Here is an 18,247-nt window from a genome sequence, read left to right on the forward strand (position 1 = left end):
CAAAATATAATAGAAATATATGCTGCTAGTTTAATAGGTTAAGTGAAAACAGGATCCGATGTTTAAGCTCAACCTTAAACTAGCTACATTAAATAAAATCATTTGACGTCTAGAGGCTCTATACATTTGTTCGTTCCAGCTAGCACGTATCTTTAGAATACCGGATAATCGTGTCAAAAGTATATCAAAATATTTCAAACTTGTTTCCAAACTGATACATTTTCAACAAAAATAGAATAATAGAGCAGAAACAGCAAAAAAACCCTTACGTTTACTCTCAACTGCTTAGGGTAGAAAATAACTAAAAACAAAGATTGAGATGGTGATAAAATGAACACGGCAACCGATTTTTCCTTAACTGCGTTTCGAGAACCTCACACATTAAAACAGCATATTTTTGATACGCTTCATTTCTACTACCCCGCTTGTATTGACAAAAAAAACGGCGGATATATCCATGAATACTACGACGACGGTACCGTCAACAACACGCATTCAAAGCACTTGGTAAGTACGGCGCGCTTTATTTATATCTTCAGTGTAGGGGCTCTTTTAGACGGACCGGATTGGTGCAAAGAAGCAGCTCAGCACGGCATTCGTTTTCTACAAAACAACCATTATGATAGAAAGCACGGCGGGTATTTTTTTGAAGTAGCCGATGACGGAGAAGTAAAAGATGATTCGAAACAAGCATATGGCCACGCTTTTGCTCTTTTAGCTTCTTCCATCGCGTATCAAGCCGGCATTTCAGAAGCAAAAGAAACAATTGAACAGGTATATGACGTGATGGAAAAGCACTTTTGGGAAGATGCGCACGGCTTTTACCGAGACGAATGGGACGCTTCTTGGTCAGCTGCTTCTTTCTATCGCGGCCAAAACGCAAATATGCACATGTGTGAAGCGATGCTTTCTGCCTTTGAAGCAACAAGAGATAAAAAATACTTAGACCGAGCGTACACGCTTGCAAAAGGCGTTACGCAGCAGCTTGCTGAACGATCCGGCGGCATGGTTTGGGAGCACTATGATACAGACTGGCAGCCAGATTGGGACTACAATAAAAACAATACAAAAGACGAATTTCGTCCGTACGGCTTTATACCAGGACATCAGTTTGAATGGAGCAAGCTGCTTTTATGGCTTGATCGGCACCGTTCGGAAAACTGGATGACAGAACGTGCAAAGTATTTATTTGATAAGGGCTGGAACCGGGGCTGGGATGCTAAGTACGGAGGTCTTTACTTTGCGCTGTCGCCTCAAGAAGAGGTCATTGACCGGGATAAAAACTACTGGGTGATGGCTGAAGCCATTTCTGCGGCTTCACTGCTCGGGGTAAAAACCGGAGACAGCGGATATTGGAAAGCATACGATGCCCTGTTCTCCTACTGTCAGAAACACTTTATCGATCACACATATGGAGGCTGGTATCAGCTGTTAAATCAGCAAAACGAACGCTACAGCTCGAAAAAAAGCCCGGCTCCTAAAGCCGATTATCACCCTGTGGCAGCTTGCTATCAAACGCTGATAGCACTGAATTCTCTTTGAAAGAATGATCATGAAGAAACCGTTTTCTTCCAAATGCGTTTATTTCTTTTATTTAAGGGAATTTACTTACTAACAATCATTGTTTACACATTTTAGAAAAAGCTCGACTATATATATGCAAGGAGTGAGGACGATGTATTTTTACGCGTTAGCACAAGGAACAGATTCTGGAGATCCAGTAACACTGCACCATGAGAAGCAATTTTCGAAAAAAGAATTTTTAGAAATGTTTAATGAAGCATTAGATGAGTTGGATACGCATCCATCTCCAAGCGACGTCGGTGAATACCTTTGCCGTGCGTACGGATTTCAAGAAATTGAAATCGAGACGGGTGTTGTATGCTACTGCGCTCCGTTTAGAAAGCTAGACGACTCAGATATTATAGAAGACCGCACGTACATGGACGCCACGACAGGGACACTAAAATACAACTAATTAAAAAGAAAGGTTGGATGCGTGTGAAGACCGTACAAAACATTTATCGAACGAGTGAAGCTGTACCAGAATCGGGGGCTTACATTTGTGCGGAAGGTGAAATTAAACTCTTTCAAAAAGATGATCTTTTTACACCTTGCCCACACACACGTGAATCAACGACGTGGAAGCCCGTAGATGACGCCTTTTCAACCGGAGAATTGGTTCCGCAAACCGGTCGCTATACCGATGAAAACGGCAATCAAGTAAAGCTAAAAGAAAACGATTTATTTCCAAGATGCCTTCGTTCAGGTGAGCCTACGACGTGGAGAAGAGGATAACAAATAACAAAGCAGCCGCTTATTAAGCGGCTGCTTTTATTAAAGCTTATTTAAAAAATGAATTCTTTTTTCTTCCTTTTAACAAATCGCCCGTCCACCCTTTCATTCGTAAATAAAGATAAATAGCCACGGTCGACAGAACAATCAAAATAAGCGCATAGACATAGCCAAACTTCCAGTCAAGCTCGGGCATTCCTTTAAAGTTCATTCCCCAAAGGGCTCCAAAAGCCGTTAAAGGCGTGCTGATGGCAGTAAGGAGCGTTAAAGCTTTCATAATTTCATTTCCTCGATGAGTAGACACAACTTCTTCTAATTTAATTAACGCGTCAAATTCTTTTTGATATTGTTCAATCAGTGTTAAACCAATTTCAATTTTTTTACACATCCGCTGATATTCGACCGTTTGGTTAATTTTTTTATGAAACGCTTCTTCTATTCCCATGGTGACTTCTCGAACAGAACTGATTAAATTTGTCCATATAAGCAGGTCGTACCGCGCTTTATGAATGTCATCCAACACGTCAATGTTATTATTATGGCGCACTTCCCACAGAAGCTCTCTGAAATGACTTTCAAACTGATCAAACCCATTTAAGTGTTTTTTCATAATTTCGCCTAAAAGAATAAAAAAACTTTCCGCCGTGTTAGCAGACTGCTTCATTCGTTCAATCATTCGTTCATGATTGGTGTTCTCTAGGATTTTCAAATCGATTCCTGCCGTTATAATAAACTCCTCGGTAATATAAAAATGAAACGAATCGTAATCCCTTTGATCAAACGACTTCTTATGATAAATCAACGAACCATAAATAAGCTCGCTTTCTCCTATCACGTCTACTTGAATATGATTAGAATTTTTCTTTTGAAGCTGCTGGCAAAACCATTCATCTCTTGGATACTGATAGTCTTTGATTATATCAGCTATTCCATCTGCTTCTTCTAAATCAAACTGATACCATTTCCACTGATCGTTCGTCACGGTATTCATACTTTCCCTCTTTCCCCTTTTATTAGAATTTTTCCCTATATACAATCACTTAAAACCTAACATAAAAAATAAACATACATTTCATATCCATCTTTATAAAAAAGATGCTATAATAAATACGTTGCGCACCTGCGCATGCTTTATAAGTTTGAGAGGAGAATAACAGTGAAGAAAGATATCGCTTTACGTTCTTATCTGCTAGAAAGTGCACCAACTATGACGGAAGAATGGTATGAATCTTTGGACAAAAAATCTTCTGAAGGCGTATATACCTCTAATGATCCCGACGTCATTCAACGCTTAAAAGCGCAAAACTATGAATTTCATTTATATATTAGCAACGTCTTTATAGAAGATGAAAAAAGCTTTTTTGAATCTTTTAACACGTGGCTAAATAAAGTTGCCAAAGACCAACAGCATCTTAGAACCCCCATTCAAAGTATTATTAAAGAATTTATGAACGTCCGCAAACAACACTGTGAGTATATTCGCCGGTTTGCAGAGCTTCATGATGACATCACTCAGCAGCACATCGATGTATGGAATGAAAAAGTAATAAGAGTGTTTGATATTATTATTTTGAAATTCATCACAGAAGCGCAGGAATATGCATCAAACCGCCTCCGCTCTCAGCAGGAAATGATTCATGAATTAAGTTCACCTGTTATTGTGATTAAAAAAGACGTGGCTCTTTTACCATTAGTCGGCGATATTGATACGGCAAGAGCCAAAATGATCCTAGAAAGCACGTTAAAACAGTGTGCAGAGAAGCAAATCTCTCATTTGTATATTGATCTGTCAGGAGTTGTGATGATCGATACAATGGTCGCGCACGAGCTGTTTCAGCTGATAAATGCGCTTGATTTAATCGGCGTTAAATCAATTTTATCCGGCATTCGTCCTGAATTAGCCACTACTGCGATGCAGCTTGGTTTAAGTTTTGACCATATACGAATTAAATCGAATCTTGCTCAGGCATTAGAAGATGATTCAAAAATTGTAATTGCTTCTAGCACTCATTAATATAGGGATACAAACAAAAAACAGCCCGAGAAGGCTGTTTTTTATTTTTTATGATGAATGTTTTCAGAACCTGATTCATCCTTCGTTTTCGTTTTATTTTTCTCTTCTTTTTGTTCAAGTCTTATATCTTCCAATGGCATAGGATCGACCGTTTCTTCTTCTTTGAAACGTTCAAATAACGTTTCGTCTTGATCTGTTACACGCTGTTCCGTTTCATCTCTTTTTTTTGGTGTATTTGAAATAGATCTTTTCTGGCGTTCTCCCATCTTTTCTCCTCCTTTACTATAGGTGAAGCAATTATGTGTTCATGAAATCTCCGCCGTTGACATGAAGCGTTTGACCCGTCATATAAGATGAATCATTTGAAGCTAACAGTACATAGCAGCCTACGTGCTCCACAGGATGCCCAGGTCTGCCCATCGGTGTGTCTGTACCGAACTCTCCTACTTTATCACCCGAGAAAGTAGACGGGATAAGCGGTGTCCAGATTGGGCCCGGCGCTACAGCGTTAACGCGAATGCCATCTTTGACAAGCGCTTGCGCCATACTGCGCGTAAAGCCGTTGATTGCACCTTTTGTCGCCGTATAATCGATCAGCTGAGGATTTCCGCGGTAAGGATTAATTGACGTTGTATTAATAATCGCACTGCCTTTTCCTAAATAATCAAGCGCTTTTTTCGTAAAATAAAAGTATGAATAAAAGTTCGTTTTGAACGTTCGTTCAAGCTGTTCACTCGTAATTTCTTTAATGCTTTCTTTTGGATGCTGCTCTCCTGCATTGTTCACAAGGATATCAAGCTTTCCAAGCTCACTCACTGTTTTTTCTACCGCTTCGTTACAGAACGATTCGTCTCCTACGTCTCCTGCAATCAGCAAGCATCTTACACCTTCTTCTTCAATGCGGGCTTTTGTTTCCTCGGCGTCGCTATGTTCGTTTAAGTAAACGATGGCTACGTCCGCTCCTTCTTTCGCATAAGCAATGGATACAGCTCGTCCAATTCCGCTGTCTCCCCCGGTAACTAGCGCTACCTTTCCTTTTAATTTTCCTGTACCAATGTAATTGTCATCCTCATAAATAGGGAGAGGATTCATCTCACTTTCGATACCCGGCTGGCGGTCTTGCGTTTGTTGGGGCTGACCTTGTGTTTGTTGATCTTGTAAATTCATTTTAATCTCCTCCTATTTTTGATGGAACTTTTTAGTATAGTTTAGGTTTAGCCTTCTGTTTTGAAGTTCAAACATCTTTTTTTAAAAGTTTATGAAGTTTCTATTCTCTTTTACTATCTTAGAAAATTCATAGAAAACAAGTTTAAAGTTGGAAACAAAGGCTAAAGAATGAGTAGAAGATGTATTTCAGAAATATCTTTTATCAGGAGGTTTGGTTCGTGTATGAAACACATTCAAGTAGCAGAAAACCAAGAGGAGGCAGTCTGCGTCATCCATTCTTTTTTAAAGAAAGGATTTACAAGCAAAGATATTTATCTGCTGGCCTATGATAAAGAATGGGCTCAGAATTTAACGGAGGCAACACATACAAAAAAGTACAGAATGGCAGAGCAAGGTATGTTTGAAACGGCGGTAAATAAGCTTCTTTCAAGAGAAGATGAGCTTCTTTCAAAGATGGCTTCGCTCGGCTTATCCAATCAAGAAGCAAACCGGTATAAAGAAGAAATGAAACAAGGAAATATCGTAGTTATTGGCGCACAGAGTCAATCAATTCCCTACTAAAACAGCGGAAACGTTTTTTATTAGCTTATAAGGGTATTTAGTAAAATAAACCATTGTCTATCAAGAAAGGAAGTTATAACGATGTTAAATTATTTGGGAATTCAGATAGGCTCCCTTTACTTTCCTACTAGTATTTTGCTTATCACGTTTCTTGTATTAATCGGTTTTTTTATTTATTTCCTCTCTAGAAGAAGAAAAAACCGCCATGAATCACGTGAGCAATCACGAGGAAAATAAAAGAGAATGCCAATTTAAAAGCCCTTCATTCAGAAGGGCTCTTTGTACTATAAAACAGGCAGATATTTTTCATAGCGCGGGTTTACATAAAAAGGTGGACGAGACCCTAAAAGCGGCAGCTCAATTATTAATACTGCTTCAATTGTGACGTATAAAGGCTATGAACAGTTAATTGACTATACGGCAACTAAAGGAGCCATTGTTGGCTTTACTCGTGCGCTTTCCAATAGCGTGATTAAAGACGGAATTCGCGTAAACGCCGTAGCGCCGGGACGCATTTGGACACCGCTCATTCCAGCAAGCTTTTCAGCTGATCAAGTAACGCAAGTGGACAATCCGATGGAGCGCCAAGGGCAGCCGTTTGAACTTGCTCCAACCTACGTGTATCTCGCAAGCGACGACTCACGGTTTGTCACGGGGGAAACGCTGCATGTAAACGGCGGAGAGTGGGTTTCTTCTTAAAAATCTCAATATAAAAAGCGTGAAGCCAAGCTCCACGCTTTTTCATTATTTACGGGTTTCTTTTTGCAAAGGCGATTTTTCAATGGAACGTGTAAACCGGTAAACATCAAGTTCTTGTCCTACCTCTGAAGGCAAATACCCAAACGTTGTGAAGCTGTCCACTGATTCCGGCTCAAGCGATAGAGACAATAAATTGTTTTGCGGCTGAGATGTTAAAAAGACGTAGCTTCCTTTTGGGAACGTCACCGTTTTTTTCTTCACGATTGTTTGCACGTCTACATTTGGTTTGTTTTCGTAGGCTTCATTTTCAATACGGCTGCTGACCGAATACGCTTCTACTGAAAGAGCCGTTTCTTTCGTTAACTTGAAGCCTTTTACTCCTTGTCTCTGCAATTTTGCTGCTAACTCTTCATGTCCTGCCTTTAAAATGTAAGCAGTTGGACGTTCGCGGACAAGCGTCGGCGTTGCCGCTTTGGCACTATAGTACGTCACAGGAATTTCTTTAACAGACGCGCTTTCCACATCAACCATTTCTAACGTAGAGTTTGGTATTTTTTTATTTTCACTGTTCACAACAATTGGATCATGATCATTTGCATTTTCTCCTTTTTTGACAAGAGCCGCTTTTTCTTTTGCAATCAGCGCTTTAATTTGTTTGGCATGGGCGGCTGTTTGCGTAATGAGCTTTTCTTGTGTAGCAATTTGGGCACTCACTCGCCGCGGAAAATCTTCTCGTCCAATGCCAATTCCTCTGCTTTCCACTAAAAACGAAAACGATGGATACAAGCCTAGTGAATTTCGGCCAATTCTCGGTTCAACTGAGCCTTCTTCCACTTCAAGCTGCCCTTGTTTATTCACTTGAGACGTATAGTATACTTCTCCTGAATATCCTTGCTTTTCAATGGCTGTAAGCGTACTATTCACAAACAGCTCATCAGACACGTCTCGAATGTTCTGCGGAATATTTAAGTTTCGACCAGACTGCAGTAAAATATCGTGATACTTCCACACGCCTTCTTTACCGATATTTTTAAATCCGCTGCTGTAAGGCGTATATTCATGAGCGTCGATGACAACTTCTGGTGAAAAACGGTTAAATTCAGCTCGTACGCTCTGCACTTCCGGGCTTTCAAGCTTTATGTAGTCGCGGTTTCCATCTAAATTATTGGCTAGCTGGCGCTTGAATGCATAAGATCCGTCTGGATTAATGCGCGGGACAATAACAATGTTCACTTTATTTAGCACATCTTTTCCAAAGTCTTCTGTCAAACGCGTTGCCACGGCGAGTACAGATTCACCGCTTGCCGGTTCATTTCCGTGAATTTGACTTTGAAGCCAAATCGTTGGTTTTTTAGATGGTTTTCCATCCGCAAACTTCTTTTCCTTTGAAAAATACAGAGCTGGAATGTCACGCCCTTGCTGTGATTTACCGATAATCTTCAGCTTTACGTACGGACTTTTATGAGCAAGCTTTTGGACATAGCTCATCATTTCTTCTTGAGTCGTAAATGCGTCTTGTCCTTTCAGAAATGCCGGCGTCGCTTCATTCACCTTTATTTCCGGATAAAGCGCTTTAATTTTTTCCGGCTGACTATAGTCTTTTCCGTAATAAGGCATCTCAGCTTGTACCGCAAGTGGCGACAGCAATAATCCAATCGACAAAAGAGCCGGCACGGCCGTTCGTTTTACAGTTTTTTTCATTCATTTACTCCTCCCCATCCCTTTGATTAGACATTTTAAATTTTTAAAATATTTAAAATGTTTCATAAATAATTATACCGTTTAAGGAAATAACTTCAAGATAAGGGAGCTGAACCTTTTTGACTATTTTAATGTAAGAGAAGAGTGCGATTTTATAACAAAGAGATTAGGACATAACAAAATCAACTCTATATGAAGACGACCAATCAGGATAAACGATCTCAACCGCTTTTCCCGCAGGATCCTTCACCTTCAATTAACTGCTAGAAGGAATGAAACAAATGAAATCTCCGTTCGCTATAACAAAAAAATGCACCCCTAATCAAACATGTTGATCAATGGTTCATTTTTCATTTCAGCTAAAATACGTTTGTTCCAGCCTCTTTTTTATGTATGAACTGCTATAAAACTTAGCATTTCCTCGAGCCCGTTTTGCGCTAGTCTAGCTGTTTCATATTCCATGCAGCTATCTCTCCTATGTTCATTTCTTTACGGATTCTAGCGTTTCTAAATCATATCGGCCAATTTCTTTGTTGTTTCTCGTGATGACGAGTTTTCCATGCCTCGCTACCTTTTGGAGTTTTTTTAATTTCTGATCAGATGGAGCCATAGGCATTTCTTTGTTTTTAACAGTCGCGCCCAGATCGTAGTGCACATCGACTTTTCCTTTTTTCATATAGTCAAACTCTTCAATTCCCATACCTGTACCGAACTTCTCATGCCCCTCATCAAATACATTAACGCCTACTGTATTGATAGATGCTTTCTTTAAATCTTCATTCGGTATAATTTTAGCTTCTATTTCGTCTTTATCATTTTGATAGAATTTACGCTTGCCTTGCTGCTTCATTTTAAACTCGTAATACAGCGCTTTTGGTTTTACATCGACCATTTTTCCTTTGCTATCTTGTATACCAACTTTTCCAATTAAATTGGCATCATCTGTTATCTTGACTTTCACTTTTTGAATGCTATAGCCGCTCTCTTCTTTGCTAGCAGAGTTTGAGCACGCTACCAATGACATTGCCAAAAAAGCACTCAATGTGCCCACCATAAATTTCTTCACTTTATCACTCCCTGAGGATTAATATACCATAAAAGGAATTTAAATGGATGTTTCTCGGTCGATTTTGTAAATAAGTAAAGAGGCAGCAACCTATTGACTTAAGTTTCCTTATCAACTCTATAGAAACATAAAAAAACTCTCTCCATAAGGAAAGAGCTACTCTATCACAAAGTCCGCTTCTGCTTTTACTACTCCGTTTACAATAACAGAAAGCGTATGCGTGCCGCTGTAATGTTTTCTTGTACTTAAATCTTTAAACGCATGCTTTTTTGTGACTGTCAGCGTTTGACCTGCTTTTGCTTGAACATTTTTTAGCATAAACACTTTTTGAGTGCGGTTTCCTTTTGCTTTTACGTAATGAATTCCGTACTCTATGCGAAGCGGCATGGGTTTTTCCACGGATAGTTCAAAGGAAAAGTCAACGCTATCACCGATTGTAATAGTATGCGGCTGTAAGCTAAGCCCTGTGACAGTCACGCCAGGATCATCTCCATAGCCGAAAAGAGACAGAGCTTCAGGATCTCCTTTTTTCAAAAGTGAGCGGCACGCATGTTTAACGATCCAGTCGGTTTTAACGTCTTTTCCGTACCAGCTTTTCACCACATCAAGCATCCAGTCTTTTTCTATGTAAGAAATATCATTTAAATGATTGGCTACGCTTTTTCGGACATAGAGCGATTCATCGCATTTTAACTGTTCTAAAATCGGCAGCGTTTGTTTTGGATCTAGCTTTAACGCAGGTACTGATTGTCCCCACGGAAGTCTAGGCCGGCTCCCTTCGCTTGCTAATCTGCGAATATGATGGTTTTCATCTCCTGCCCATTCAATCATTTGCTGGAGCATTCGATTTTTATCTTGAATTAAAAACGGACGCACCGCAAATTCTGATGTGGAAAACGGCGTAAAAAAAGCGAGTGCTTTTATTGAAGCTTCCCAATCGTCCAATCCATACAGTTCAACGTAATCTGGAAAAATCGTGCCTTGAAGTCCTCCTACCGTTGGAGCCACTTTATAGAGGATATGAAGTGCTTCTTCATAATCTCCCGGCAGCACTTCATGCATGGAAAGCGTAATTCTTCTCATGCGCTCTTTCAGCGCCAAGTCTTGCCAATCTTGTTGAAAAACAAGCGCATGAAATGCTTTTTTATCAAATGAACTCATTTCACGTGAAAAAGCGTCGCTTAAGTGCGTAATCAATTCTTCATTAAACACGCTTTTACGTAATTCTTCAGCCATACTTATCCCTCTTTTCCAGGCAGTATTTTATTTTCTTTTGAATAAATCGCCCGCTCGTACATCCCTTTTTTAAAAATTTGCATGAACAGCTGCTTATTTTTAACTTCTTTAAATCCGTACTGACTGTACAAACCGTGAGCATCTTTTGTTGCCAATAAAATTTTTCGTACGTGTTGAATCGGCTGATAGCGAATCATTTCTTGTACCAGCGCTTTTCCAAGCCCATTGCCTCGTGCGTGCGGAAGAATAAACACATCCGCCAAATAAGCAAACGTCGCAAAATCAGAAATAATTCGTCCGAACCCTACTTGTTCATCGCACTCATCATACACGCCAAAACAAACGGAGTGTTCAATAGACGTTTGAACAAGGTGAAGCGGAATTCCTTTTGCCCAGTATGATTCATGATGAAGGTACGAGTAGATGACATCTATATCAAGCTTTTCTTTATTCGTATGTATGGTAAACTGATGATTTTCTTTCATGCTGCATCCTCCTTGCTTCTCTATCATAGCACAAATGTTCGTAACAGAAAAAAGCCTTTTCTGTAAAAGGCTTTTTTGCTTAGTATGATATTTTTTTAGAAACAGAAGCATTTTTTCTATAGCGTCTTACGACTATGTAAATAAGCGGACTGCCAATAATCGTCGGCAAAAACCAATAAGAAAGTGCCGGAAGCTTGTTTAACAGCGGAATACTGTCTCCAACATTTACAAGCAGTGCGGTAACAGCTCCGATATAAGACCCCAGCATACCGCGAATATGATGCTGAAGCCAGTTCTTCCATTTTCGCTTGCGTGCTGCATAGCCATAAATCGCTAATCCGTATGAAAACACGGCAATATAAAATAAATAAGCAATTTCATTCCATTTCCAAATCGCTAACATGATAGCTGTGGCAGCTAGTGCTGCATAAGAAGCGTGATACACTTCTCCCCATTTGGTATGCCGTCCTTTTTTCTTAGCCGCTAGCATAGACACCATTCCTGAAAGCAAACAAATCATGCCCAGTCCAATATGGATACTTAATATAACTCCAAATAAATCCAACGTGCTCTCTCCTTTTACGTACTTCTCTCTTATATCTTCGGCTAGCGGACTTATTTTTTAACAAACTATTCCTATTTGCTTTCCAACTCTTTACTTACATGATGCATATGCTACACGTTAAAAAGCGCATACTTGCTTTTCTTTATGTATTATATTTTGCTAACGGAGCCGCGCGAGTGCTGCGTGATCTCGCAGCAATGCTTCTCACCCTCGTCTAGCCCCATACGCCACTTTTTATGCTGGCTTTAATCACTGGCGGCTTCTTTAAAATCGGTCTGTTTTTCTATGCCACTGTGCTGAGCCTTTCCTACGTTTTTAAGCTTAAAAACCCGTCACCGCTTGTGTTTCCAATCGGCTTAGTCATTTTGTTTTATTCATTGTCTCTTACTCAAAACTATTTCGAACACGTATATGAAGGGTTAAAAATCATTCCGTTCACTTTACATCTTCCGTTTCAAATTGTCATTCCTGCTCTTTTACTCGTGATCGCATTTTTAAGAAATCGAAAAAAAATACAGGCCGTCCCTATGAAAAATACCGCAGAAAATTCGTAGTATGTCCATTTCTCTATTGGATTTAATCTCCTAAAATTATACAATATAGGTAAGAAGCCAAAAGGAGAACCAATATGATTGGATTAATTCTTTCTATTTTAGTATTTAACGTTCTTGCTTTTAAAACAAACAAGCGCTTCACGACAAATCAAATTGTACACATTTGGATGTTCACCATTGCTGCTCAGCATATCTTTGATGTCTTCATTAATTTCAAATTTCGCGGCTACTGGTATTTTACACAAGAGACAGACTGGCAAGGTATTTTCGCCTATACTGTTCTCATTCCGCCTGTAAACATGCTTTTTCTTACCTACTATCCTTTTTCCGGAAAGCTCACAAAAAAAGCCGCCTATATTTTACTTTGGTCGGTTGCTGTTTTACTTTATGAAGTAGTGGCCCTTCTCCCTGCTCCATGGGGTTATTTTCACTACGGATGGTGGACGTGGTGGTATTCGCTTCTGCTAAATCCGCTGTTGTTTTGGATGGTTGTGCAGTATTACCGGTGGGTGTGTAAGTTGGAGAGGGATTCTAAAACAATATAAGGAATCAATAAAAAAATAGCTTTTCTCCAAAAGAAAAGCTGTTTTTTTATAAAATTTATTATTTTAAAGTACTATCCTTCTTCTCCCTCACAAACTCCATCACAGGCCCCACAATAATGCAAATCCCTGCGATAATCAGCCAGCCAAACGCAAGATACGTCCAGCCTTTAAAAAAGGAAAGCGTGTATTGATAGCCCGTTAAAAACATCACGCCTGGAAACAAGAGGACAAATAAGAATGTAAGTCCCAGCGCCCAGCGCGTACATAGCTTTGCGTCTTTATTTAACTGTTGTTGTGGATCCATACGCCACTTCCTCCCTTAATGGTTCATCTCCATGTTCATCAAAGCTTTTAAATTTATCTTTTAGTTCATCAAAGTCAAATTCTTTTTCAGCAAGTAAGCCGTGTACAATTGATATAACCCCGCTGATGATAAAAACGGTAGAATTTCCAATAAGCATTGGATACAGTCCGCCAAGGGCTTCTACGTTAATGTGACCGTTAATCAAGTAAGCAGATGTGTTCCATGCGACAACGCCTCCGATCATTCCTAACAGCGCACCATAGAATGCACCTGTGTTCGTCGCTTTTTTCCACATCAGTCCAAGCGTAACGGGAATAACGGCTCCGCTGACGAAAATACCCATGGCCATATAAACAAACCCAAGGCTAATTCCTAAATAAAACAGTAAAATGGAAAACACGCCCATCGCCAGCCCGAAGCCAAGCGTCACTTTTCGCGATGTGCTTAAGATTTTTTTACTGCTTGCTTTCGGGTTGATAGAACGCAGGTAAATGTCCGTTACGATAATATTGGTAATCGCCGTTAATTCAGCTGCTCCTGTCGACATTACTGCCATAAACAGCATCGTTAAAAACAAAATAGAACCTAGATTTCCAAGCACGTGTGACGCCATAACCGGTGCAATGGAATCTGGTGAATCAACGGCAATTCCAAGACCAGCCGCGCTTACGCCGAGGAAAGTGGCAACCGCAAATGGAATCGAAAACCAAGCAATTCCGCCGTAAATATACGCTTTTGAAGCAGCGCTGTTTTTACTTGCAATGGCACGCTGCCAGTAAGCTTGATCTACAAAGACCGTACCGAAGTTCCCGATAATATTAATCATCCCAAACAAAAGGCCCGGCACCGATGCCATCGTAAGCATATGCTGTGATTGAGGCAGATTTTTCAGCCCTTCGTACACGCTTGTTACGCCGAACTTATAATAAACGGCAGCAGCAAAAATAAATAAGATAACGAAAATAAAAACGGTGTTAAAATAATCAGCAACAAATGAGGCTTTTAAACCGCCAATCATGGTGTAGATTGTAAACGTAAGAGGAATTAAAAAAGCGGCAACAAAAATATTCATCCCAGTAAGAGAGTTTAAAGCAATGGCTCCTCCTAAAATAACCATCGCGGTCACAATAATATTTGTCATAAGAGCAAAGCCAAGCATTAAACGATGATTTTTCACGTCGAAGCGCTGTGCAATAAATTCTAAAAACGTATGAGCGTTCGGTGCTTTTTTCTTCAGGTTAATCGCGACAATGGCAAACAGCAAAATTTGAATGCTTGCTCCCGCTGCGTACCAATACGGTCCGCTAATGCCGTACTGATACCCTGTGGAAGAAGACATCATTAACGTAGCGGCCCATGTCCATGCAGCAATAATGGACGCACTCGCCAGCCCAACGCCTACATTTCTTCCGGCTGTACTAAACTGCTCAGCCGTCATTTCCTTTCCTTGGCGGCGCTGCATCATGATTGTAACGGCCGTAAAGCCTCCTCCAAAAATCAGTAAAATCAAATAACCCACGCTTGATGAAAGCATCTTATCCCTCCTCTTCCTCTTAATGTTATATTTACTTACATTAATATGTAAATAAAAGTAACATTTGTTAATAAAATACCACGCCATAAATTTATTAACAATACTGTATTTTCTGATTATTAAAGAGTATAATTAGATGTTTTCTCCTTTTACACACAAAAAGCCGGCACATTCGTACCGGCTTAAGTGTGAATTTTCGTTTTCAACATGTTTTATTTCCTGACATGAACGAAATAATAAAAAAATAAAAAACGATAGCCCTTGAGGCTATCGTTTTTTATTATTGAGATACCATTACTTTTTGGCGAACGTGCTCTAAGTGATCACGAACCGCTTCTGCTGCTTCTTCTGGATCTCCATTTTTAATCGCTTCAAAAATGCGCTCATGGTCGGCGTCAGTTTGCTTGCGATTTTCTTTTTGGCTTTTATTTAACGAATAAGCAAGCGCTTTTCGATACAAATGGCCTAAATCTTCTACAGCATGAAGAAGGAATGAATTATGAGCTGCTTTCACGATATCATGGTGAAAACGATAGTCCGCTTCATGTCCAATTTCTTCACTGTTATGAACCGTCTTTTTAAATGCTTCTAACGATTCTTTAATTTCAATCAGTTCTTCATCTGTGCGGCGCAGCGCGGCTAAGCTTGCTGCCTGCGACTCAATGATAATACGCATTTCAATTAATTCAAGCACTTGATCTGCTTCAACCATTTCAAACGTCATTGGATCAAGCATACCCACTAAGTTTACACGCTTTACGTAGCTTCCTCCGCCTTGTCTTGATTCAATCAATCCGCTGGCAGAAAGAACGCTTAGCGCTTCACGAATTGGTGCGCGGCTCACTCCAAACATTTTGGATAACTCATGTTCTGACGGCAAACGAGACTCTGGCGGGAACGTTTTCTCTTTAATCATCTTTTTTAATTGACCAAGCACTTGACTAGACACTTTTTTACGCTCAATAGGTACAAACATACTTCTATTCCTCCTCCAAGTAATTATCTCTCTCTTTTTATAGTGTTCATCGGCTCCAGTATAACTGTGTGTATTCCGATTTATGTAAACGCTTCAATCTTTGTATTACAAGTATACATTATTTCAATTCAAATGTGTTGATAAAATTTTACTATTATTGTTATTATACCATGAAAACAAGTTATAAATGAATAACGATTCATGGTTTTTTGACATAATACCACTATCTTACATATAATCCGTATACAATCATAATCGCCGCGTCCGCTAACGCATGACTAATAATTGCCGCTTCGGCACCATATCGCTCCCTTATACACGCCCACATTATACCTGCTAAAAAAACGCCTGCAGCCGAGATCCAATTAAAAGGAAACGCAAAAACGGGCAGAATAATAAACAGGTGATAAAGCGTATAAAAGCTTGATGTAACAATGGTTGAAGCGGGTAAGGGTAGATGCTTCTTCACTTTATTCTGTATATATACGCGCCAATATATTTCTTCCAAATAAGGATTAATAAAAATCAAAATGACGGCTAAAATGATCACTTTCCATCCGCTAAATCCCCATATTTGCAAAACCGTTTGCATATCTTCTACATGAAAGATTTTACCAGAAAAAAGCAGGCTGCTTCCAATTATCACAGCGGCACATAGAACTCCGCTCAGAGTTCCCACATACAGAGATTTTTTTGTAAGCGCTACCTTTAAGTTAATTTTATTATTTGCATATAAAATCATAAACATCCAGCCGTAAAAGCACACAAATGTTACCAACACATTTTGGATAAGCCACAAACCGAAAAAAACAAAGATTGTAGGCATAAGCAGCAAAAACAAAAATTTTATCACGTTTATGGCGCACCTTCTTTAAGAGCCGCTTTTCTTTTACCTAGTAAACCTTTCGTATTCAAAAGGTTTACTATCTTTTATCTTATAAAAGTCCAGGGGTATTTTCAATTATTTTTTAATTCCTGCTCCAGCTCACGAAGACTTTCAGCAAGCTTTTTCTTTTCTTCTTCAAAGTGAGCATCATTTCTAAAAGCAGGAGCTGAAGGCTCTGTCTCTTCATTTTCTTTTAGCCAATCCGGCGTCAATTCCTTGCGAACAACGCGCTTTTTATTAACGTAGGAAAGCGGCTTTTCAGTCTGATAACTCGCTAGCGTGCGCTGTGATGTTACATAATGCTTATGAAAAAGATGCTGTTTAATGTAGGCAAATGCTCGAATGGTATCGCTGCTGTATTTAGGCACGTAGTAATCAAATGCTTCATGCAGTCCAGCTAGCGCCTCTTCTATAGGTATTTCGCTTTTGGCGACTTCATACATATGCTTCAAGTCACTAGCTGAAGGATACACCCCTCGGTTTCTTCTAGCAATAAAAGCGGCTTCTAACGTTTGTACATAAGCGTCATGCGCGGCTTCTTCTCTTTTTATTTGATTTGTATTTTCTGCTGTAGTCTCTGTTAATGAAGCCTTCACTGTGACGGGCTCCGCTGCTTCAATTTGACTCTCCCCTTCTGTCAAATTGACATCTTCGAGCTCTTCAAACTCATCGCTTGGCATAAGCTCTTCTAGTTTCTTATAATCAATCCGGTACCAAACGGTGTTGTTAAATTTAGAGCGGTTGTACTTTCCTTTTATAATTAACCCTTCTTTTTCAAGCTTTGAAATGATGCGTTGAATCGTTGAAAGCGACCAAAACGGAAACTGCTGCAGCCACTGCTGATTGGTGTTGTATACCCATGTATATCCGTCCTGCACGTTTACGCTTTTTTCAAGCCAGTAGTGAAGCTGCTGAAGAAACAGGGCTCCGTTCACTCCTACTTTGACTGCCAGCGCCGGCAGTACAATTAACGGCTGATCTTTTAATAATAATTTACTCATTATATCATCTCCTTTGTTATGTAAAATAGCTACTATATATATACAAAGAAAACGAAAAAACGGGGATGCCCGCTTTAAAATTATGTTAATATATAGAAAAAACGAGGTGAGCATATGATACGTCAAGGCAGAATTGGCGATGAAGCAGGCATCGCAAATGTACACGTAGAAAGCTGGAAATCAACTTATAAAGGACTTGTTCCGGATTCTTTTTTAGATTCATTGAGCGCTGAAAAGCGAAAGCCCGTCTGGAAAAAGCAGCTGGAATCAAATTCTATTTTTGTTGCAGAAGAAAACGGTCAAATCGTAGGCTTTGCTTCTTATGGCAAAGAAAGAACCAGCAAGCATCCTTTCTATAAAGGAGAACTGTATGCCATGTATTTACTCGCAGAGCATCAGCGAAAAGGAATTGGAAAAGCGCTTATGCATAAAATAGCGCAAGAGTTGGCAAACCAACATATACATACGATGCTCACATGGGCTTTTGAACAAAACGGCGCCTGTCAGTTTTACGAAGCACTTGGCGGAAAAAGAATCAATCGTGCTGAGGTTGTTATTGAGGGTACATCTCTATCTGAAGTGGCTTTTGGATGGGACACGCTTAAAAATTTGTAAGACAACTCTCTGGACAGATTTTTTTCTTCACGGTAAACTGTTT

21 protein-coding genes and 1 pseudogene are annotated in these 18,247 nt (G+C 39.7%); 9 read left to right on the plus strand and 13 right to left on the minus strand.

Going from position 1 to position 18,247, the window contains the following annotated elements:
• Window positions 1–330: 330 nt before the first annotated feature.
• From BG04_RS02240 to BG04_RS02250, 3 genes are all read left to right on the plus strand, one after another.
• Entirely contained in the window at window positions 331–1,542 is a 1,212-nt protein-coding gene (locus BG04_RS02240) for an AGE family epimerase/isomerase (RefSeq protein WP_034650165.1), read from the plus strand.
• 133 nt (window positions 1,543–1,675) lie between these two features.
• The gene (locus BG04_RS02245; RefSeq protein WP_016764990.1) at window positions 1,676–1,978 is read left to right on the plus strand and encodes a hypothetical protein; all 303 of its coding nucleotides are present in this window, start codon (window positions 1,676–1,678) and stop codon (window positions 1,976–1,978) included.
• A gap of 17 nt (window positions 1,979–1,995) precedes the next feature.
• Complete coding sequence (locus tag BG04_RS02250; RefSeq protein WP_016764991.1) at window positions 1,996–2,298, plus strand: hypothetical protein; 303 nt, start codon at window positions 1,996–1,998, stop codon at window positions 2,296–2,298.
• Between the two features lie 46 nt (window positions 2,299–2,344).
• Here the strand turns inward: BG04_RS02250 and BG04_RS02255 are convergent, their stop codons facing one another.
• Complete coding sequence (locus BG04_RS02255; protein ID WP_034650164.1) at window positions 2,345–3,286, minus strand: magnesium transporter CorA family protein; 942 nt, start codon at window positions 3,284–3,286, stop codon at window positions 2,345–2,347.
• Between the two features lie 165 nt (window positions 3,287–3,451).
• On the opposite strand from BG04_RS02255, the gene BG04_RS02260 reads away from it, so the two are divergent.
• The gene (locus BG04_RS02260) at window positions 3,452–4,309 is read left to right on the plus strand and encodes an STAS domain-containing protein (protein WP_013084196.1); all 858 of its coding nucleotides are present in this window, start codon (window positions 3,452–3,454) and stop codon (window positions 4,307–4,309) included.
• A gap of 41 nt (window positions 4,310–4,350) precedes the next feature.
• Here BG04_RS02260 and BG04_RS02265 read toward each other — a convergent pair whose 3' ends face one another.
• Together BG04_RS02265 and BG04_RS02270 are read right to left on the minus strand one after the other, a co-directional pair.
• On the minus strand, window positions 4,351–4,575 hold the full coding sequence (locus BG04_RS02265; protein ID WP_016764994.1) for a hypothetical protein: 225 nt from the start codon (window positions 4,573–4,575) through the stop codon (window positions 4,351–4,353).
• 31 nt (window positions 4,576–4,606) lie between these two features.
• Window positions 4,607–5,476 (minus strand): SDR family oxidoreductase, encoded by an 870-nt coding sequence (locus BG04_RS02270; protein ID WP_013058194.1) that lies wholly within the window; start codon window positions 5,474–5,476, stop codon window positions 4,607–4,609.
• 222 nt (window positions 5,477–5,698) lie between these two features.
• Here BG04_RS02270 and BG04_RS02275 point away from each other — a divergent pair, with 222 nt between their 5' ends.
• Together BG04_RS02275 and BG04_RS02285 are read left to right on the plus strand one after the other, a co-directional pair.
• On the plus strand, window positions 5,699–6,037 hold the full coding sequence (locus BG04_RS02275) for a YflT domain-containing protein (protein ID WP_013084198.1): 339 nt from the start codon (window positions 5,699–5,701) through the stop codon (window positions 6,035–6,037).
• A gap of 345 nt (window positions 6,038–6,382) precedes the next feature.
• A pseudogene (locus BG04_RS02285) lies at window positions 6,383–6,736 on the plus strand (SDR family oxidoreductase); the annotation flags it as partial.
• 45 nt (window positions 6,737–6,781) lie between these two features.
• On the opposite strand, the gene BG04_RS02290 reads toward BG04_RS02285, so the two are convergent.
• The 5 genes from BG04_RS02290 to BG04_RS02310 all read right to left on the minus strand — a co-directional run bounded on the left by BG04_RS02290 (window position 6,782) and on the right by BG04_RS02310 (window position 11,789).
• The gene (locus tag BG04_RS02290) at window positions 6,782–8,437 is read right to left on the minus strand and encodes a M14 family metallopeptidase (protein WP_034650160.1); all 1,656 of its coding nucleotides are present in this window, start codon (window positions 8,435–8,437) and stop codon (window positions 6,782–6,784) included.
• Between the two features lie 481 nt (window positions 8,438–8,918).
• Window positions 8,919–9,503 (minus strand): hypothetical protein, encoded by a 585-nt coding sequence (locus tag BG04_RS02295; RefSeq protein WP_034650158.1) that lies wholly within the window; start codon window positions 9,501–9,503, stop codon window positions 8,919–8,921.
• Between the two features lie 156 nt (window positions 9,504–9,659).
• Window positions 9,660–10,739: a DNA alkylation repair protein gene (locus tag BG04_RS02300; RefSeq protein WP_034650155.1), complete on the minus strand. Its 1,080-nt coding sequence runs from the start codon at window positions 10,737–10,739 to the stop codon at window positions 9,660–9,662.
• Between the two features lie 2 nt (window positions 10,740–10,741).
• Entirely contained in the window at window positions 10,742–11,224 is a 483-nt protein-coding gene (locus BG04_RS02305; protein ID WP_016765001.1) for a GNAT family N-acetyltransferase, read from the minus strand.
• A gap of 79 nt (window positions 11,225–11,303) precedes the next feature.
• Window positions 11,304–11,789, minus strand: a complete 486-nt coding sequence (locus BG04_RS02310; RefSeq protein WP_034650154.1) for a hypothetical protein — start codon at window positions 11,787–11,789, stop codon at window positions 11,304–11,306.
• Between the two features lie 236 nt (window positions 11,790–12,025).
• On the opposite strand from BG04_RS02310, the gene BG04_RS02315 reads away from it, so the two are divergent.
• A complete protein-coding gene (locus tag BG04_RS02315) occupies window positions 12,026–12,343 on the plus strand; it encodes a GerAB/ArcD/ProY family transporter (RefSeq protein WP_163081705.1) in 318 nt (105 codons plus the stop codon).
• Window positions 12,344–12,417: 74 nt separating this feature from the next.
• Window positions 12,418–12,888 carry a hypothetical protein gene (locus tag BG04_RS02320; RefSeq protein WP_016765003.1) on the plus strand — a complete coding sequence of 157 codons (471 nt, stop codon included), beginning with the start codon at window positions 12,418–12,420 and terminating at the stop codon, window positions 12,886–12,888.
• Window positions 12,889–12,946: 58 nt separating this feature from the next.
• Here the strand turns inward: BG04_RS02320 and BG04_RS02325 are convergent, their stop codons facing one another.
• From BG04_RS02325 to BG04_RS02345, 5 genes are all read right to left on the minus strand, one after another.
• Window positions 12,947–13,192, minus strand: coding sequence for a hypothetical protein (locus tag BG04_RS02325; protein ID WP_034650149.1), 246 nt, complete (start codon window positions 13,190–13,192; stop codon window positions 12,947–12,949).
• Window positions 13,167–14,726 carry a sodium:solute symporter family protein gene (locus BG04_RS02330; protein WP_034650147.1) on the minus strand — a complete coding sequence of 520 codons (1,560 nt, stop codon included), beginning with the start codon at window positions 14,724–14,726 and terminating at the stop codon, window positions 13,167–13,169. The genes BG04_RS02325 and BG04_RS02330 overlap by 26 nt, the downstream gene beginning before the upstream one ends.
• A 280-nt stretch (window positions 14,727–15,006) precedes the next feature.
• The gene (locus BG04_RS02335) at window positions 15,007–15,702 is read right to left on the minus strand and encodes a FadR/GntR family transcriptional regulator (protein WP_034650145.1); all 696 of its coding nucleotides are present in this window, start codon (window positions 15,700–15,702) and stop codon (window positions 15,007–15,009) included.
• A gap of 223 nt (window positions 15,703–15,925) precedes the next feature.
• On the minus strand, window positions 15,926–16,555 hold the full coding sequence (locus tag BG04_RS02340) for a CPBP family intramembrane glutamic endopeptidase (protein WP_034650143.1): 630 nt from the start codon (window positions 16,553–16,555) through the stop codon (window positions 15,926–15,928).
• A gap of 104 nt (window positions 16,556–16,659) precedes the next feature.
• Window positions 16,660–17,589 carry a hypothetical protein gene (locus BG04_RS02345; protein WP_034650141.1) on the minus strand — a complete coding sequence of 310 codons (930 nt, stop codon included), beginning with the start codon at window positions 17,587–17,589 and terminating at the stop codon, window positions 16,660–16,662.
• Window positions 17,590–17,703: 114 nt separating this feature from the next.
• Between BG04_RS02345 and BG04_RS02350 the strand changes: the two genes are divergently transcribed.
• On the plus strand, window positions 17,704–18,204 hold the full coding sequence (locus BG04_RS02350; protein WP_034650139.1) for a GNAT family N-acetyltransferase: 501 nt from the start codon (window positions 17,704–17,706) through the stop codon (window positions 18,202–18,204).
• Window positions 18,205–18,247: the final 43 nt, after the last annotated feature.

It is taken from the genome of Priestia megaterium NBRC 15308 = ATCC 14581 (assembly GCF_000832985.1).
Taxonomy (GTDB): domain Bacteria; phylum Bacillota; class Bacilli; order Bacillales; family Bacillaceae_H; genus Priestia; species Priestia megaterium.